At 71.8% G+C, this 15,168-nt stretch carries 17 protein-coding genes; 14 read left to right on the top strand and 3 right to left on the bottom strand.

The window, feature by feature from the left end:
• Positions 1-137 precede the first annotated feature (137 nt).
• Positions 138-932 carry a DUF3558 family protein gene (locus tag OG435_RS26425; protein WP_266880387.1) on the top strand — a complete coding sequence of 265 codons (795 nt, stop codon included), beginning with the start codon at positions 138-140 and terminating at the stop codon, positions 930-932.
• A gap of 134 nt (positions 933-1,066) precedes the next feature.
• Positions 1,067-2,455, top strand: coding sequence for a DUF2637 domain-containing protein (locus OG435_RS26420; RefSeq protein ID WP_266880385.1), 1,389 nt, complete (start codon positions 1,067-1,069; stop codon positions 2,453-2,455).
• Positions 2,456-2,518: 63 nt separating this feature from the next.
• On the opposite strand, the gene lysS is transcribed toward OG435_RS26420, so the two are convergent.
• Entirely contained in the window at positions 2,519-4,261 is a 1,743-nt protein-coding gene (gene lysS / locus OG435_RS26415; protein ID WP_266880383.1) for a lysine--tRNA ligase, read from the bottom strand.
• Between the two features lie 191 nt (positions 4,262-4,452).
• Between lysS and argS the strand changes: the two genes are divergently transcribed.
• From argS to OG435_RS26375, 8 genes are all read left to right on the top strand, one after another.
• Positions 4,453-6,240, top strand: a complete 1,788-nt coding sequence (argS, locus tag OG435_RS26410) for an arginine--tRNA ligase (RefSeq protein WP_266880381.1) — start codon at positions 4,453-4,455, stop codon at positions 6,238-6,240.
• Between the two features lie 103 nt (positions 6,241-6,343).
• A complete protein-coding gene (locus OG435_RS26405; RefSeq protein WP_266880379.1) occupies positions 6,344-6,646 on the top strand; it encodes a hypothetical protein in 303 nt (100 codons plus the stop codon).
• Complete coding sequence (locus OG435_RS26400; RefSeq protein WP_266880377.1) at positions 6,643-7,143, top strand: hypothetical protein; 501 nt, start codon at positions 6,643-6,645, stop codon at positions 7,141-7,143. Before OG435_RS26405 ends, OG435_RS26400 begins: the two co-directional genes overlap by 4 nt.
• Before the next feature lie 104 nt (positions 7,144-7,247).
• The gene (locus tag OG435_RS26395) at positions 7,248-8,042 is read left to right on the top strand and encodes a VOC family protein (RefSeq protein WP_266882103.1); all 795 of its coding nucleotides are present in this window, start codon (positions 7,248-7,250) and stop codon (positions 8,040-8,042) included.
• Positions 8,043-8,142: 100 nt separating this feature from the next.
• A complete protein-coding gene (locus OG435_RS26390) occupies positions 8,143-8,586 on the top strand; it encodes a DUF3995 domain-containing protein (protein WP_266880376.1) in 444 nt (147 codons plus the stop codon).
• A complete protein-coding gene (locus OG435_RS26385; protein ID WP_430625689.1) occupies positions 8,583-9,125 on the top strand; it encodes an RNA polymerase sigma factor in 543 nt (180 codons plus the stop codon). The genes OG435_RS26390 and OG435_RS26385 overlap by 4 nt, the downstream gene beginning before the upstream one ends.
• Positions 9,122-9,574 (top strand): hypothetical protein, encoded by a 453-nt coding sequence (locus OG435_RS26380; protein WP_266880374.1) that lies wholly within the window; start codon positions 9,122-9,124, stop codon positions 9,572-9,574. The genes OG435_RS26385 and OG435_RS26380 overlap by 4 nt, the downstream gene beginning before the upstream one ends.
• A 139-nt stretch (positions 9,575-9,713) precedes the next feature.
• Positions 9,714-10,955, top strand: a complete 1,242-nt coding sequence (locus OG435_RS26375; RefSeq protein WP_266880372.1) for a GNAT family N-acetyltransferase — start codon at positions 9,714-9,716, stop codon at positions 10,953-10,955.
• 10 nt (positions 10,956-10,965) lie between these two features.
• On the opposite strand, the gene OG435_RS26370 is transcribed toward OG435_RS26375, so the two are convergent.
• Positions 10,966-11,358: an ATP-binding protein gene (locus OG435_RS26370; RefSeq protein ID WP_266880370.1), complete on the bottom strand. Its 393-nt coding sequence runs from the start codon at positions 11,356-11,358 to the stop codon at positions 10,966-10,968.
• Between the two features lie 113 nt (positions 11,359-11,471).
• Between OG435_RS26370 and OG435_RS26365 the strand changes: the two genes are divergently transcribed.
• Positions 11,472-12,296: a helix-turn-helix domain-containing protein gene (locus OG435_RS26365; protein WP_266880368.1), complete on the top strand. Its 825-nt coding sequence runs from the start codon at positions 11,472-11,474 to the stop codon at positions 12,294-12,296.
• The gene (locus tag OG435_RS26360) at positions 12,293-12,538 is read left to right on the top strand and encodes a DUF397 domain-containing protein (protein ID WP_266880366.1); all 246 of its coding nucleotides are present in this window, start codon (positions 12,293-12,295) and stop codon (positions 12,536-12,538) included. The genes OG435_RS26365 and OG435_RS26360 overlap by 4 nt, the downstream gene beginning before the upstream one ends.
• Here the strand turns inward: OG435_RS26360 and OG435_RS26355 are convergent.
• On the bottom strand, positions 12,516-13,277 hold the full coding sequence (locus tag OG435_RS26355) for a TetR/AcrR family transcriptional regulator (protein WP_266880364.1): 762 nt from the start codon (positions 13,275-13,277) through the stop codon (positions 12,516-12,518). The two genes, OG435_RS26360 and OG435_RS26355, sit on opposite strands and share 23 nt — an antisense overlap.
• Before the next feature lie 113 nt (positions 13,278-13,390).
• Between OG435_RS26355 and OG435_RS26350 the strand changes: the two genes are divergently transcribed.
• Both OG435_RS26350 and OG435_RS26345 read left to right on the top strand, forming a co-directional pair.
• Positions 13,391-14,353 (top strand): ABC transporter ATP-binding protein, encoded by a 963-nt coding sequence (locus OG435_RS26350; protein ID WP_266880362.1) that lies wholly within the window; start codon positions 13,391-13,393, stop codon positions 14,351-14,353.
• Positions 14,354-14,364: 11 nt separating this feature from the next.
• Positions 14,365-15,126, top strand: a complete 762-nt coding sequence (locus OG435_RS26345; RefSeq protein WP_266882099.1) for an ABC transporter permease — start codon at positions 14,365-14,367, stop codon at positions 15,124-15,126.
• Positions 15,127-15,168: the final 42 nt, after the last annotated feature.

The raw sequence follows: 15,168 nt of genomic DNA, 5'->3' as shown, positions 1-15,168 counted from the left end.
CCCAGGGGGCCATACGGGGACTCCGTGACGGCGCGCACAGCAGCCGGGCGCCGGGTCGGGCTACCGTTGCTCGGGTCCCGCGCCCGCCGAAGGGCCCGACCGAGCCCGCACGAAGACCCACAACGTCTGAAGGAATCATGCACCGATCAGCCTCGCGCCTCACCCGCGTCCTCGCCTGCGCAGCCGTCCCGGTGATCCTCACGGTCGCCGGCTGCTCGTCCGACTCGGGCAAGAAGTCGGGCACCGACAGCGGCAAGAAGTCCGAAAGCTCCTCGTCCTCCCAGGCGAGCTCCGAGCCCTCCAAGGAGGCGCTGGAGAAGGCCGCGTACGCCACGCTGCCGGATCCGTGCAAGGCGGTCTCCGCGAAGACCATCGGGGCGATCGTCCCCAAGGCGAAGGACGCCAACGGCACCGCCGGCAAGTCCAACGACCTCACCAGCAGTGCCACCTGCACCTGGAACGGTCTGGACGAGGCCGGTCTGAAGGGCTCGCAGTACCGCTGGCTGTCGGTCTCGATGGTCCGCTACGACCCGCTCGCCTCGGTCGGCACCGGCAACAAGCGCGCCGAGGACGAGTACGCCAAGCAGGTCGAGAAGGCCAAGGCCGTCGAGGGCGCGGAGAACGTGAAGCCGGAGGCGGCGGGCGGCATCGGCGACCAGGCCACCTCCGTCACCTTCACCACCAAGAAGGACGGCGACTTCTTCAACACCTCGGTCATCGCCCGCACGCAGAACGTCGTCGTCACCCTCGACTACAACGGCACGGCCTACGAGGGCGCGACCGCTCCGGACCAGGCCAAGCTGCTCCAGGACGCCATCGCGGCGGCGAAGGAGACCGTGGCCTCGGTCCAGGCCGCCAACGGGGCGCAGCAGTCGGCGCAGCCGGAGCAGTCCGCGCAGCCGTCGCAGTCGCCCTCCCCGTCGAACTCCTAGGACGCACGGCGCCGTCGGCGGCCCGGCCGGTGCCCGCGGGCCCGGTTCCGGACCGCCGACGTCCCCTTCCCCGTACGCGCGTACGCTGTGCCCTGCCGTAGCTCGACAAGGGGAGGGGATCGCGGGTGGCCGCGATGCAGCTGACTCGTACGCACCGGATATTGATCGGTGTCGTGGTCGCCGGAGCCGTCGTCATCGCGGGGATCGGTTTCGCCGGTTCGTACTCCGCCGTGCGCGCCCTGGCCTTGAAGAAGGGCTTCGGTTCCTTCTCGCTGGTCTTCCCGATCGGCATCGACATGGGCATCTGCGTCCTGCTCGCGCTGGACCTGCTCCTGACGTGGATCCGGATCCCGTTCCCGCTGCTGCGCCAGACGGCGTGGCTGCTGACGATCGCGACGATCGCCTTCAACGGCGCGGCCGCCTGGCCCGACCCGCTCGGGGTCGGCATGCACGCCGTGATCCCGATCCTGTTCGTGGTCACCGTGGAGGCCGCCCGGCACGCGGTGGGCCGGATCGCGGACATCACCGCCGACCGGCACATGGAGGGCGTGCGCATCACGCGCTGGCTCCTCTCCCCGGTCCCCACCTTCAAGCTGTGGCGCCGGATGAAGCTGTGGGAGCTGCGCTCCTACGAGCAGGCCGTCGGCATGGAGCAGGACCGGCTGATCTACCAGGCCCGCCTGCAGGCCCGCTACGGCCGCGGCTGGCGCCGCAAGGCCCCCGTCGGAGCCCTGATGCCGCTGCGCCTCGCCCGCATCGGTGTCCCGCTGGCCCAGACCGCCCCCGAGGGCCTGGCCGCGGCGGGCATCGAGCCCCTCCTCATCCCCCCGCCCCCGGCCGACGGCCCGACGGCTCCGGCGCTCCCAGCGGGCGCCGAGGGCGCGCAGCAGCCGGCCACGGCGTCGGCCCTGGCCGCCGCTGCCGCCGCCCCTGCCCCTGGCCCCGCCCCTGCCCCCGCCCCCGCCTCCGCCGAGGCCGCGCAGCAGCACCAGCTCGCCGGCCCCGGGGCCCCGTACGCGGAGGGCCCGGCCGGCGCCGTGGTCCCGCAGGGTCACCCCGACGCCGCCCCCTTCGTGGTGGACCCGACCGCCATGCCGGCCGCGCACAACAGCGCCTGGTTCGCGGCGCCGCGTGCGCCGCAGGCCGCGTACGAGGGCGGCTACAACCCGCAGTACGTCGAGGGGCTGGAGCCGACCCCGGTCATGCCCCCGACGGGCCCGGAGCAGCCGGAGGCCGAGCAGGGGCAGCCGGAGCAGCAGGAGCTGCCGATACCGGGTCCGCGCCAGGAAGAGGAGCCCGCGGACGCGGAGTTCGACGAGGTCAAGTTCGCGGAGGCGGCGTACGAGGTCTTCCGCGGGTACATCGAGGAGAACAACCAGGTGCCCACCCCGGAGCAGGTGGACATATACCTCTCGGACCGCCACGGGATCGTGCACCCGCGCAGCGCCACGATGATCCGCCGCATGATGCCGGAGCTGAAGCAGCGCTACCAGCAGGACCTGCAGAACGAGCACATCGCGTAGCCCGGTGGAAAGGCATGAGGAAGGGCCCGCACCCCTCGGGGATGCGGGCCCTTCCTCATGCCATCAGCCTGCGGCGAGCAGCTTGCGCACCCGCTCCGCCCCCACCGCGAGCAGCAGCGTGGGCAGGCGCGGTCCGGTCTCCCGGGTCACGAGCAGGCGGTACAGCAGGGCGAAGAACGTCCGCTGCGCGACCTTGAGCTCCGGCGTCGGCTTGGCGTCCGGCTCCAGGCCGGCCATCACCTTCGGCACGCCGTAGACGAGCGTGGTGAGCCCGTCGAGCGACCAGTGCGCGTCGAGCCCGTCGACGAGGCGGCGCAGGGACTCGCGGCCCTCGTCGTCCAGGGAGGACAGGAGCTCGACATCGGGCTCCTCGCGCACCAGGGTCCGCTGGTCGGCCGGGACCTGGGTGGTGATCCAGTTCTCGGCGCGGTCCAGTCGCGGGCGCACCTCGTCGAGCGAGATCAGCGGGCGGTCCGGCTCCAGGTCGCTGAGGATGCGCAGGGTCTGCCCGTCGTGTCCGCCGGTGATGTCGACCACCGATGCGAGCGTCCGGTACGCCATGGGGCGCGGGGTGCGCGGCAGCTCGTGGGAGGCGACGCGTACGGCGCGGGCGTGGGCGGCGGCGTCGGCGGGCAGCACGGAGCCGTCGGCGACCTTGGCCTCCAGCTTGTCCCACTCGTCGTAGAGCCGCTGGATCTCCTGGTCGAAGGCGATCTTGAAGGACTGGTTGGGCTTGCGGCGGGCGTAGAGCCAGCGCAGCAGCTGGGGCTCCATGATCTTCAGCGCGTCGGCCGGGGTCGGGACCCCGCCCTTGCTGGAGGACATCTTGGCCATGCCGCTGATGCCGACGAAGGCGTACATCGGTCCGATCGGCTGCTCGCCGCCGAAGATCCCGACGATCTGCCCGCCGACCTGGAAGGAGGAGCCGGGCGAGGAGTGGTCGACGCCGGAGGGCTCGAAGATCACGCCCTCGTAGGCCCAGCGCATGGGCCAGTCGACCTTCCAGACCAGCTTGCCGCGGTTGAACTCGCTGAGCTTGACGGTCTCGGTGAACTGGTCCTCGGTGCAGACGTAGGTCAGCTCGGTGGTCTCGTCGTCGTAGGACGTGACCTGCGTGAAGTCCTTGCCGCACTCGCCGCAGTACGGCTTGTACGGGAAGTACTCCGTGCCCTCCGCGCTGCCGTCGTCCTCGGCGGCGGCGCCCGAGCCCTCGGCGGCCTCCAGCTCGGCCTCGTCGACCTGCTTCTGCTGCGGCTTCTTGCCGCCCGGCTTCTGCTTGGTCCGGTACTGGTCGAGGATCGCGTCGATGTCGCCGCGGTGCTTCATCGCGAACAGCACCTGCTCGCGGTAGGTACCGGCGGTGTACTGCTCGGTCTGGCTGATCGGGTCGTACGAGACGCCCAGCTCGGCCAGCGCCTCGACCATGGCGGCCTTGAAGTGCTCGGACCAGTTCGGGTACGCGGAGCCCTCGGGCGCGGGCACGGCGGTCAGCGGGCGGCCGATGTGCTGGGCGTGGGACTCCTCGGTGACACCGGGGATGCCCTTGGGCACCTTCCGGTACCGGTCGTAGTCGTCCCAGGAGATCAGGTGGCGGACCTCGAAGCCCCGGCGGCGGATCTCGTCCGCGACCAGGTGCGGGGTCATGACCTCGCGGAGGTTGCCCAGGTGGATCGGGCCGGAGGGGGAGAGACCGGACGCGACGACGATCGTTTTACCGGGGGCTCGGCGCTCCGCCTCGGCGATGACCTCGTCCGCGAAACGGGAGACCCAGTCGGTCTCGGTGCTGCTCTGCGCGCTCTGAGCCACGACACGTCCTTCTATCTCGAATGCTGGCTGTGGGCCATTCTCCCAGACGGAGGGGAGCACTCCGGGGTTGCTTCCACCCAGTGGAACGGCCCGGATATCCCGCGAGGCGTGCGGCGCCCGCGTGGGATACTCCTTACTTGTCTGAACACCCAAGTGCACCCTCAGGCACGACCTCACAGGAACGGCAGCTCATGGCCTCGGTCCCTTCCCTCGCTTCTTCCGTCAACCAGCGCGTCGCCGACGCACTCGCCTCCGCCCTGCCGGACGCCGGTGCGAGCGACCCGCTGCTGCGACGAAGCGACCGGGCCGACTTCCAGGCCAACGGCATCCTGGCGCTCGCGAAGAAGGCCAAGGCCAACCCGCGTGAGCTGGCGACCACGGTGGTCGAGGCCGTCGAGGGCTTCGACACCGCCGGCCTGATCCAGGAGATCGAGGTCTCGGGTCCCGGCTTCCTCAACATCACGGTCACCGACAAGGCGATCATCGAGACCCTGGCGGCCCGCGCCGCGGACGACCGCCTCGGCGTGCCGCTCGCCGCGAAGCCGGGTACGACGGTGATCGACTACGCGCAGCCGAACGTGGCCAAGGAAATGCACGTGGGCCACCTGCGGTCGGCGGTCATCGGTGCGGCGATGGTGGAGATCCTGGAGTTCACCGGCGAGAAGGTGGTCCGGCGTCACCACATCGGCGACTGGGGCACCCAGTTCGGCATGCTCATCCAGTACCTGATGGAGCACCCGCACGAGCTGGACCACAAGGCGGAAGAGGGCACGGAGGTCTCCGGCGAGGAGGCCATGTCCAACCTGAACCGGCTCTACAAGGCCTCGCGCGGCCTCTTCGACTCCGACGAGGAGTTCAAGACGCGGGCCAGGGCCCGGGTGGTGGACCTCCAGGCGGGCGACCCGGAGACCCTGGCGCTGTGGCAGCGCTTCGTGGACGAGTCGAAGATCTACTTCTACTCCGTCTTCAACAAGCTGGACATGGACATCCAGGACCCGGACGTGATCGGCGAGTCCGGCTACAACGACATGCTCGTCGAGACCTGCAAGCTGCTGGAGGACTCGGGCGTCGCCGTCCGTTCCAACGGCGCGCTCTGCGTGTTCTTCGATGACGTCAAGGGCCCGGACGGCAACCCGACCCCGCTGATCGTCCAGAAGTCCGACGGCGGCTTCGGCTACGCCGCGACCGACCTCTCGGCGATCCGCGACCGCGTGGGCGGGCTGGGCGCGACCACCCTCCTCTACGTCGTGGACGCGCGGCAGTCCCTGCACTTCAAGATGGTCTTCGAGACGGCCCGCCGCGCCGGCTGGCTGAACGAGGACACCAAGGCCGTGCAGCTGGCCTTCGGCACGGTCCTCGGCAAGGACGGCAAGCCGTTCAAGACCCGCGAGGGCGAGACGGTGCGGCTGGTGGACCTGCTGGACGAGGCGATCGACCGCGCGGCGGCCGTGGTGCGGGAGAAGGGCAAGGAGCTGTCCGAGGCGGAGATCACCGAGCGTGCGGAGCAGGTCGGCATCGGCGCGGTGAAGTACGCGGACCTCTCCACGTCCGCCTCGCGGGACTACAAGTTCGACCTGGACCAGATGGTCTCGCTGACGGGTGACACGTCCGTGTACATCCAGTACGCGTACGCCCGTGCCAAGTCGATCCTGCGCAAGGCGGACGAGGCCGGTGGCCGCAAGCCGGCCGCGCACCCGGAGCTGGAGCTGGCCCCGGCCGAGCGTGCGCTGGGCCTGCACCTGGACCACTTCGGCGAGCTGCTCGCCGAGGCGGCCGCGGAGTACGCCCCGCACAAGGTCGCCGCGTACCTCTACCAGCTGTCCTCGCTGTTCACGACGTTCTACTCCGAGTGCCCGGTCATCAAGCCGGAGCCGGAGCTCACCGTCGGCGAGAACCGCCTGTTCCTGTGCGACCTGACCGCCCGCACCCTCAGCAAGGGCATGTCCCTGCTGGGCATCCGCACCCCCGAGAAGCTCTGACCCGGACACCCCGGCGCACCCGCGGCCCCCGCCTCCCCCACCGGGAGACGGGGGCCGCGGCATTTCCCCGGCATGCCGTAACACGCCGTGCTACGCTCGCTCCATGGCCCCTAAGGAGCGGTTCAGCATCAGCATGGACGCGGCGCTGCGCACAGGAGTGAAGGAGCACGCCGACGCCATGGGGATCGACGTCTCCTCGTACGTCACGGCGGCCGTTCTGCGGCAGATCGACGAGGACGTCCTCGTCGCTCGCCGCTTCGCCGAGATCGACGCGGACATCGCGGCCACCGAGGCGATGGCTCCGCCGCAGGGCCAGGACGAGGAGTTCGACGAGGCCGACATGGCCGCCGTACGGGCGGGCATCGCCCAGGCCCTCGCGCCCGAGGCGCGGGACTCCGCCGCGTGAGCAATCCCGTCTTCGTGTACGACACCGGCATGCTGGTCGCGCTGGACCGCGCCGAACAGCACGCCAAGCGCCTGCACCAGTACCTGACCGAGCAGGACCACCCTCCCGTCGTACCACTGCCCGTGCTGGCACAGGCCTGGCGCCCGGGCCAGTGGACCCCCCTGACCCGCGCCGTCCCCCAGTGCACGGTGTTCGGCGTACGTTCCTCCGCACCGCTGTCGTGCGGCGTGTGTCTGGCCGGTCACGTGGAGGGCGACGCCAAGCGAGCCGGCCGGATCCTCGCCTCAGCCGCGATCCCGGCCGAAAAGCGGCCCGACGCTGTGGACGCACTCGCCGTCGTGATCGCCGCCAGGCATCCGCACGCCGTCATCGTCACTTCCGACCCCCGAGACATCTCGGCTTACCGGGATGCCCTGCCGGGCGCCTCAAAGGACGTCCGGGTGCTCGGCGTGGCCGACCTCGCCGCGTTCATCGCGGGCAAGCGCGTCCTGCGCTGAAGTCGCCCCCGTTCACCCGTACGGTCCGATTCCGGCCACGCGGCCCGGGTAGGGGACGGGCCGTCCAACCCCTACCCACCACGACGGAGGGCCCCGTGCCCGACATGAACGGTCCCTACAAGCCCGGCACCCCCTGCTGGATCGACCTGATGGTTCCCGACCAGCAGGCCGCCATCGACTTCTACGCCGACCTCTTCGGCTGGCAGGGCGAGATCGGCCCGCCCGAGACCGGCGGGTACTCCGTCTGCACCCTCAAGGGCAAGCCGGTCGCCGGGATCATGAAGGCGATGAACCAGGACGGCACCACCCCCGACCCGATGCCCCCGACGGTGTGGACCTCGTACCTGGCCACGGACTCCCTCGACTCCACCCTGAAGTCCGTCACCGACGCGGGCGGCACGGTCGTCATGAGCGCGATGGACGTCATGGACCTCGGGCGGATGGCCGTCATCGCCGACCCGACCGGCGCCGTCGTCGGCCTGTGGCAGGCCGGCACCTTCGACGGGGCCGGCATCGTCAACGAGCACGGCGCGCTCATCTGGAACGAGCTGAGCACGAGCGACGTCCCCGCCGCGTCCGCGTTCTACAGCTCCGTCCTGCCGGTCACCACGACCCCGTCCGAGATGCCGGAGGCCGCCGGGTACACGGAGTTCCAGGTCGACGGCCGCGCGGTGGCCGGAATGATGGACCTGAAGAACCTCCCGCCGGGCACCCCGCCGAACTGGATCCCGTACTTCAGCGCCGACGACGTCGACGAGATCCAGGCCGCCGCGACCCGCTCCGGAGGCTCCGTCATCGCCCCCGCCTTCGACATGGCGGCCGGCCGCATGGCCGTCCTGGCCGACCCGCAGGGCGCGGTCTTCTCGGTGATCAAGGCCCGCCCGGAGATCGCCGGCTGACGGGCGCCGTCCGGCGTACGTGACGGGGCTCACAGGGAACGTTTCCCCTGTGGGCCCCCTCCTCTGTGTGCCGAAGCGTTTCATCACGAGGGGGCACACCATGCGGCACACGACGAAGGACACGACACGCCTGCGCACCGGCCGCGCGCTCGCCGCACTGCTCGCCGCCGACGGACTGGTCCACCTGTACTGGGCCACGGGCCTGACCTGGCCCGCCCCCGACGAGCGGACCCTCTCGCTGGCCGTGCTCGGCTCCGAGGTGTCCTTCGGCCCGCCCGTGGTCCTGCCGCTCGCCGCGCTCACCCTGACCGGGGCCGCCGCCGTGCTCGCGCACGCACACGGCCGGGGCGGGCGGCCCGCCCGCCTGGTGACGGCCGCGGTCGCCGCCGGGCTGGCCGTACGGGGCCTCGCGGGCCTGGGCTGGACCGCCGGCCTCCTCACGAGCCCGGCGGAGGGCCCCTTCCGCACCCTCAACCTCGCCCTGTACACCCCCGCCTGCCTCGGCTTCGGCTGGGCCGCGGCCCGGCTGGCACGGGCCCGGTGAGCACGCCGGGCAGCTCCGCCGCGGGCCCCCTGACCCCCGCCGCCCGCGACCGCGGAGTCGCCCTCGCGCGCGCGGCCCGGGCCGGAGACACCCTCGCGCTGCACGACCTCCTCGACCACCTGACCCCGTACATCGCCCGGATCTGCCACCCGATCGCCCTCGCGGACGGCCCCGACGCCGCGCAGGAGACCCTGCTCGCGGTCTTCCGGTCGCTGCGCACCCTCCGCGACCCGGAGACGCTGTACGGCTGGGTCCGGTCCGTCGCGGTCCGCGAGGCCGTCCGTACCGCCCGGCGCGCGTCCCGCGACCGCCCGGCCGAACTGGCCGACGTACCCGCCCGGGACGATCCGCAGCTGGCCGCCGACATCGAGGACGTCCTGGCCCGCCTCTCGCCGGCGCACCGGGCCGTCCTCTGGCTCCGTGACGTCGAAGGCCTCGACGAGGAGTCCGCCGCCGCCCTGCTCGGCGTCCCGCCGGGCACCGCCAAGTCCCGGCTGCACCGGGCCCGTACGAGCTTCCGGAAGGCGTGGTCCGCATGACATCCGCACACGAGGTGGATCCGGTCGCCCGCCTGCGCATCATGGCGGCCGGCGTCCCGGGGGCCCGGGTCGTCGAAGCGACCCTCCCCGCCCCCCTGGAGGCGGTCTGGGCGGTGATGTCGGACCTGGAGGGCGAGTTCGGCCGCTTCCAGCCGGACATGCGCACCGTGCGCGTGCTCCGCGTCACGGGCGACCGCGTGGAAGCCCTGGCCCGCAGCAAGTACGGCCTGCGCGCCCACTTCCGCGGCGTCCTGCGCCCCGGCTGGTGCTGGCTCCAGAGCCGCTTCCTGATCATCGGCATGGCCGCCGCCCCGACCCCCGGAGGCGGCACCCGGGTCGCCCTGACGGGCGGCGTCCGCGTCCCGGGCCGTGCGGCCATCGTCCCCCTGGGTGCGGAACGGGAACTCCGGGTCGCGATGGCCCGCCTGGCCGGCCGGGTCAGCGCCTGAAGCGGGCCGATGGGACCGGAGCGCCGTCAACGGCCGCGGGCTGAGCCTTAATTCGTTTGACCGGGCCACAGGTCGGCCCTGCACTGTGGCCGGACACCACGCGTCGTGGTGCCGGTATCCCGAGGAGGCTGCGGCAGCGATGGAGATCCGTTCCACGACCGACGAGGATCTCGACGTCTTCGTCGACACCGTCCATGCCGCGTTCGGGCGCTTCCCGGAAACCCCGACGGAGGGCGGCGGGCTCTGGTGGTCGGCGCTCGAAACGGACCGCTGCCTGCTCGCCCTGACCGAGGACGGACGGCCCGTCGGCACCGCCGCCGCGCATCCCTTCGAACTCACCCTGCCCGGTGAGACCCTCGTCCCCGCCTCCGGGGTGACCGCCGTCGGCGTCCTGCCCTCCCACCGGCGCCGGGGCGTGCTCAGCACGATGATGCGGCACCAGCTCACCGAGTTCCGGGCCCGGGGAGAGTTCCTCTCCGTGCTGCTGGCCTCCGAGGCCCCGATCTACGGCAGGTTCGGCTACGGACCGGCGACCTACACGCAGCGGCTGACGGTGCCGCGCCACCGGGCCGCCCTCGCCGCTCCCCGGGCCCGCACCCTGGCGGGCGCCCCTGCGGCCGGCCCGGACGGCGACCCGGACAACGACCCGGTCGAGGTACTGCGGCGGGCCGACTGCGGCGAGATCCTGGAAGACGTCTACGACCGGTACCGCCGCGCCCGGCCCGGCGCACTGTCCCGGCCGCACCGCTGGTGGGCCCGGCGCGCGGGGCAACCCCCGATCTCGCCGGCGCCGCGCCACGTCGCCGTCCACCGTGATGCCGAGGGCGTCCCGGACGGGTACGCCAGCTACTCGGTCGAGTCCGGCACGCTGACCGTCGACGAGACCATCGCCACCGACGACGCCGTCATCACGGCCCTGGCCCGGTTCGTACTCGGACACGACCTGGTCTCCCAGGTCGTGTTCAAGCACGTCCCGCCCGATCACCCGCTGCGCTGGCAGCTCGCGGACTTCCGCGCCGGCGAGTTGGGCGGCGCCATGGACTGGCTCTGGGTACGGCTGCTGGACGTCCCGCGTGCGCTGACCGCGCGCGGCTGGTTCACGGACGGCGAGCTCGTCCTCGACGTCGACGACCCGTTCCTCGGCGAACACGGCCGCTACCTGCTGACCGTCCAGGACGGCAAGGCGGGCTGCGTCCCGACGGACCGGGAGCCCGACCTGTCCCTGGACGTACGCGACCTGGGCTCGATCTACCTCGGCGGCACCACCCCGAGCACGCTCGTGCGTGCCGGACACGTCCGGGCCCACCACGCGGGCGTGGCCCCCCTCGCCGACGCCCTCTTCCGCGGGGAGCGTCCCCCGCACTGCCTGCACTGGTTCTGACCGCGCGACATCAGCCGAGCCCCCGGAACTCGCACCAGACGACCTTCCCGGGAGCCCGGGGCAGCACCCCCCACGCATCGGCCAGCGCCCCGACCAGGAGCAGCCCCCGCCCGGAGGTCCGCTCCCCGATCCGCGACAGCCCGGGGCCGCTGTCGTGGACCTCGACGCGGACGGTCCCGTCGTACGTGAGCAGTCGCAGCAGGTAGCCCCGACCGCGCGGGACCCCGTACCGCAGCGCGTTGGTCGCCAGCTCGCTCACGCAGAGCAACACGTCGTCCTGCCAGGAGGCCCTGCCCCATGCGGCCAAGGTGTCACGTGTGAAGTGTCGTGCGGCGCTGATGGTTTGGGGTGAGCGCAGGTAGAGGCGCTCCTGGACCAGGGCGGGTTGAGTATGCAGATTCACGTGCCGATCGTCGCGTTACGTGACTAGCGTGTGGCTGAGCGCCAACCCGTACTCAGTGATGAGTACGGGTTGGCACGGGGTAGTTCATCCGCAAGGGTGGGGAGTCCATCGTCATGCCACCGAGGAAACGCGCACGGCCGAACGCGACGACCATGAAGATGGTCGGCAAGCAGGTGGCCGCGGCCCGCATCGCAAAGAATCTGACGCAGAGGCAGCTCGGAGGGCTGGTCGGTTTGGACGCGGAAACGATCGCGTCCATCGAGCAGGGGCGGCGTGCGTTGATGCCGGATGTCGCCGAGCTGATGGACCAGCACCTGGGGTTGCCGGGGACCTTGAGCGTCGCGGCCGCAGAGATGCCCGCCGTGGACGTGACGCCGCCTTGGGCCGAGGAGTACATGGAACTGGAGCACAGTGCCATCGCCCTCTCCTGGTTCGACAACCAGGTCGTACCGGGCCTGCTCCAGACCGAGAACCACGCCCGGGCCGTCTTCACCTGCCGCGTCCCGGCCCACCCCGAGGCCGAGATCGAGTCGCTGACCGCCGCTCGCATCGCACGCCAGCAGATCTTGCGCCGCGCCAACCCGCCGACCTTGAGCTTCGTCGTCTGGGAAGCGGTCCTACGGGACCGGCTGGGCGGGGACGAGGTACACGCGGAGCAGCTGCGCCACCTGCGCGCCTGCTCCGACCTGCCGGACGTCAGCCTCCAGGTCATGCCCCTGGGCCGCACCTCGCACGCGGGCCTCAACGGCCCGTTCACGCTCCTGGAGACCTCGGACCACCAGCACTTCGCGTACACGGAAAGCCAGCGCGGCAGCCACCTGATCTCCGACCCGAATGAGGTCAGCATCCTCGCGCGCAAGTATGCAATGCTGCGGACTCAGGCCCTCAACACCGAGCAGACACGGGGCCTGTTGGACCGCCTGCTAGGAGAGACATGAGCGCCACCAACGCACTGACGTGGTTCAAGTCCAGCTACAGCGGCAGCGAGGGCGGCCAGTGCCTGGAGGTGGCCGTCGCCTGGCGAAAGTCCTCGTACAGCGGCGACGAAGGCGGCCAGTGCGTAGAGGTCGCCACCTGCCCCGGAACCGTCCACGTCCGTGACAGCAAGCTCGCCGACGGACCCGTACTGGACCTGACCCCCACCGCCTGGGCCGCCCTCACGGAGTGGACCGCTCGCTGATCAGCGCGGCCAGGCCGGCCAGGATGCGGTCCAGGCCGAAGCGGAACTGGAAGTCCGGCTCGTCCGCACCCGAGAACGCGTCGGACTCCAGCAGGCGCGTCACCGCCGGGTGCGTGTCCGGGCCGGTCATCAGCCGCAGGGTGCGTACGTAGCGGCCCAGTACCTGGTCCGGTGCGACGCCTGACTTCACGATGGCGTCCATCATGTCCGCGACCATCGTCGCCTCGTTGCGGACCAGGCCGCCGATGAGGATGATCGCCGAGACCTTCTCGCCCTCCCGCAGGGCGGTCCCCGCCATCGCCGCGAGCCCGCGTTCCATCCAGGCGAGCTGGTTCGGGCTGACCGGGGCGCCGGTGAGCGGGATGCGCACGATCCAGGAGTTCGCCATCAGGACGGCCCGCTGCGCGTAGGCCCACTCCGACAGCAGCTCCCGCCAGTCCGCACTCCCGGAGGGAGCCGGCGGGGTGCCGACGCCCGCATCGGCCATCAGGATGTAGAGCTCTTCCTTCGCCGTGACGTACCGGTAGAGGGACATCGTCGAGACGCCCAGCTCCTTGGCCACCCGGCCCATGGAGACGGCGTCCATGCCCTCCCCCGCGGCGAGAGCGACCGCCGCGTCCACGATCCGCTGGAGGGTCAGGGTGGGGCGCGGGCCCTTGCCGGGGCGTTCGCGCAGGCCCCAGGCCATCGCCAGGCTCGCCGGGAGCCCGGTGCCGTCGTCTTCCGCTTCGTTCGCCATCGCTGCTCCCTCCCTCCACCCTCCGTCATGAGTCGTTGACGCACATCCTAGTTCTGTGTATTACTTACGCAATGACGCGTAACCCATACGCAGAACGCAGAACGGAGTCCGCCATGGACGACCTCGGCATCCACGCCACTGCTCTGACCAAGTCCTACGGCGCCCTGCGCGTCCTCGACGGCATCGACCTCGCCGTCCCGCGCGGCAGCGTCCTCGCCCTGCTCGGCCCCAACGGCGCCGGGAAGACCACCACCGTCCGGATCCTCGCCACCCTCACCGAGCCCGACTCCGGCACCGCGCGGGTCGCGGGGCACGACACCGCGTCCGCGCGGGCCCTCGTACGCCGCTCCATCAGCCTCACCGGGCAGGCCGCGGCCGTCGACGACCTCCAGACCGGCGCCGAGACCCTCCGCATGATGGGCCGCCTCCGCGGACTGCGCCCGCGCGCGGCCCGGGCGCGGGCCGACGAGCTACTGGAACGCTTCGGGCTCACCGAGGCCGGCGGGCGCCCCGCGAAGACCTACTCCGGCGGCATGCGCCGGCGCCTCGACCTCGCCGCGAGCCTGGTCGCCCGGCCCGAAGTCATCTTCCTGGACGAGCCGACCGCCGGGCTCGACCCGCGCAGCCGCCAGGACCTGTGGGAACTCGTACGGGAACTGCGCACCGACGGCACGAGCGTGCTGCTCACCACCCAGTACCTGGAGGAGGCCGACCGGCTCGCCGACCGCGTGGCCGTCCTGGCCGACGGCCGGATCGCCGCCGAAGGCACCCCCGCGGAGCTCAAGTCCCGCGTGGCGGGCCACCGCCTCGACCTGACCCTCACCGGCCGGGCCGCCTACGAGGCCCTGGCCCCGCGCGCGCTCGAACTGACCGCGGGGGAACCCGCGGCCACCGCGGAGGGCCTCACCCTCGCGCCGGAGGAGCTCGGCCTCAGCCTGCCCACCGACGGCAGCGCCGCCCACGTGCGGTCCCTGCTCGACGCACTCGACCCGGACCGCACGGCCGTGGACCGCTTCACGGTCCGCGGCGCCACCCTCGACGACGTGTTCCTCACCCTGACGGGAGCCGCTCCGTGACCACTTCCACGATGACCCGCCCCACCACCGCCACCGCGGCCTACGCCCTCACCGGGCGCAGCCTGCGCATCAGCAGCCGCCAACCGGACGTCCTGATCACGGCGTTGATGCTGCCGGTCATGCTGATGCTCATCTTCGTGTACTTCTTCGGCGGAGCCATCGACACCGGCACGGCCTACGTCACCTACGTGGTCCCGGGAGCGATGCTGCTCTGCGCGGGCTTCGGCGCGGCGAGCACCGCCGTCAGTGTCGCCACCGACATGAAGGAAGGCGTGATCGACCGCCTCAGGTCCCTGGACATCGGCGGCATCCCCATCGTGGCCGGGCACGTCGCGGCCTCGGTCCTGCGCAACCTCGTCTCCACCGGACTGGTCCTGGCCGTCGCCCTCGCCATCGGCTTCCGCCCCCGGGCCTCGCTGTCCGGCTACCTGGCCGCGGCCGCGCTGCTCGTCGCGTACATCACCGCGATCTCGTGGCTGGCCGCGACGCTCGGGCTGCTCGTCGGCACACCGGAGGCGGCGGGCGGCTTCACCTTCCTGATGATGTTCCTGCCGTACCCGTCCAGCGCGTTCGTCCCCATCGACACCATGCCCGGCTGGCTCCACGGCTTCGCCGACCACCAGCCGCTGACCCCGGTGATCGAATCCCTCCGGGCCCTGCTCCTGGCCCGGCCCGCGGGCGACGCCCCCTGGATCGCCCTGGCCTGGTGCGCGGGCATCGGCCTGGCGTCCGTAGCCCTGTCGTCCGTCGTCTTCGAACGCCGAACGCGGTAGGCAGCACCACGAGGCCACCGCGACACCACCGCGGCCCGTCCA

Origin of the sequence: Streptomyces sp. NBC_01264 (genome assembly GCF_026340675.1) — a bacterium.
Lineage (GTDB): Bacteria > Actinomycetota > Actinomycetes > Streptomycetales > Streptomycetaceae > Streptomyces.
The sequence above is the reverse complement of the archived record's forward strand: the minus strand, read 5'-3'. Positions and strand labels throughout refer to the sequence as shown.

What these genes read in the sequence shown, in the direction of transcription:
- OG435_RS26425 (WP_266880387.1), top strand. Translation starts at nt 138, where the DNA reads ATGCACCGATCAGCCTCGCGCCTCACCCGCGTCCTCGCCTGCGCAGCC.
- OG435_RS26420 (WP_266880385.1), top strand. Translation starts at nt 1,067, where the DNA reads ATGCAGCTGACTCGTACGCACCGGATATTGATCGGTGTCGTGGTCGCC.
- argS (WP_266880381.1), top strand. Translation starts at nt 4,453, where the DNA reads ATGGCCTCGGTCCCTTCCCTCGCTTCTTCCGTCAACCAGCGCGTCGCC.
- OG435_RS26405 (WP_266880379.1), top strand. Translation starts at nt 6,344, where the DNA reads ATGGCCCCTAAGGAGCGGTTCAGCATCAGCATGGACGCGGCGCTGCGC.
- OG435_RS26395 (WP_266882103.1), top strand. Translation starts at nt 7,248, where the DNA reads ATGAACGGTCCCTACAAGCCCGGCACCCCCTGCTGGATCGACCTGATG.
- OG435_RS26390 (WP_266880376.1), top strand. Translation starts at nt 8,143, where the DNA reads ATGCGGCACACGACGAAGGACACGACACGCCTGCGCACCGGCCGCGCG.
- OG435_RS26380 (WP_266880374.1), top strand. Translation starts at nt 9,122, where the DNA reads ATGACATCCGCACACGAGGTGGATCCGGTCGCCCGCCTGCGCATCATG.
- OG435_RS26375 (WP_266880372.1), top strand. Translation starts at nt 9,714, where the DNA reads ATGGAGATCCGTTCCACGACCGACGAGGATCTCGACGTCTTCGTCGAC.
- OG435_RS26365 (WP_266880368.1), top strand. Translation starts at nt 11,472, where the DNA reads ATGCCACCGAGGAAACGCGCACGGCCGAACGCGACGACCATGAAGATG.
- OG435_RS26360 (WP_266880366.1), top strand. Translation starts at nt 12,293, where the DNA reads ATGAGCGCCACCAACGCACTGACGTGGTTCAAGTCCAGCTACAGCGGC.
- OG435_RS26355 (WP_266880364.1), bottom strand. Translation starts at nt 13,277, where the DNA reads ATGGCGAACGAAGCGGAAGACGACGGCACCGGGCTCCCGGCGAGCCTG.
- OG435_RS26350 (WP_266880362.1), top strand. Translation starts at nt 13,391, where the DNA reads ATGGACGACCTCGGCATCCACGCCACTGCTCTGACCAAGTCCTACGGC.
- OG435_RS26345 (WP_266882099.1), top strand. Translation starts at nt 14,365, where the DNA reads ATGACCCGCCCCACCACCGCCACCGCGGCCTACGCCCTCACCGGGCGC.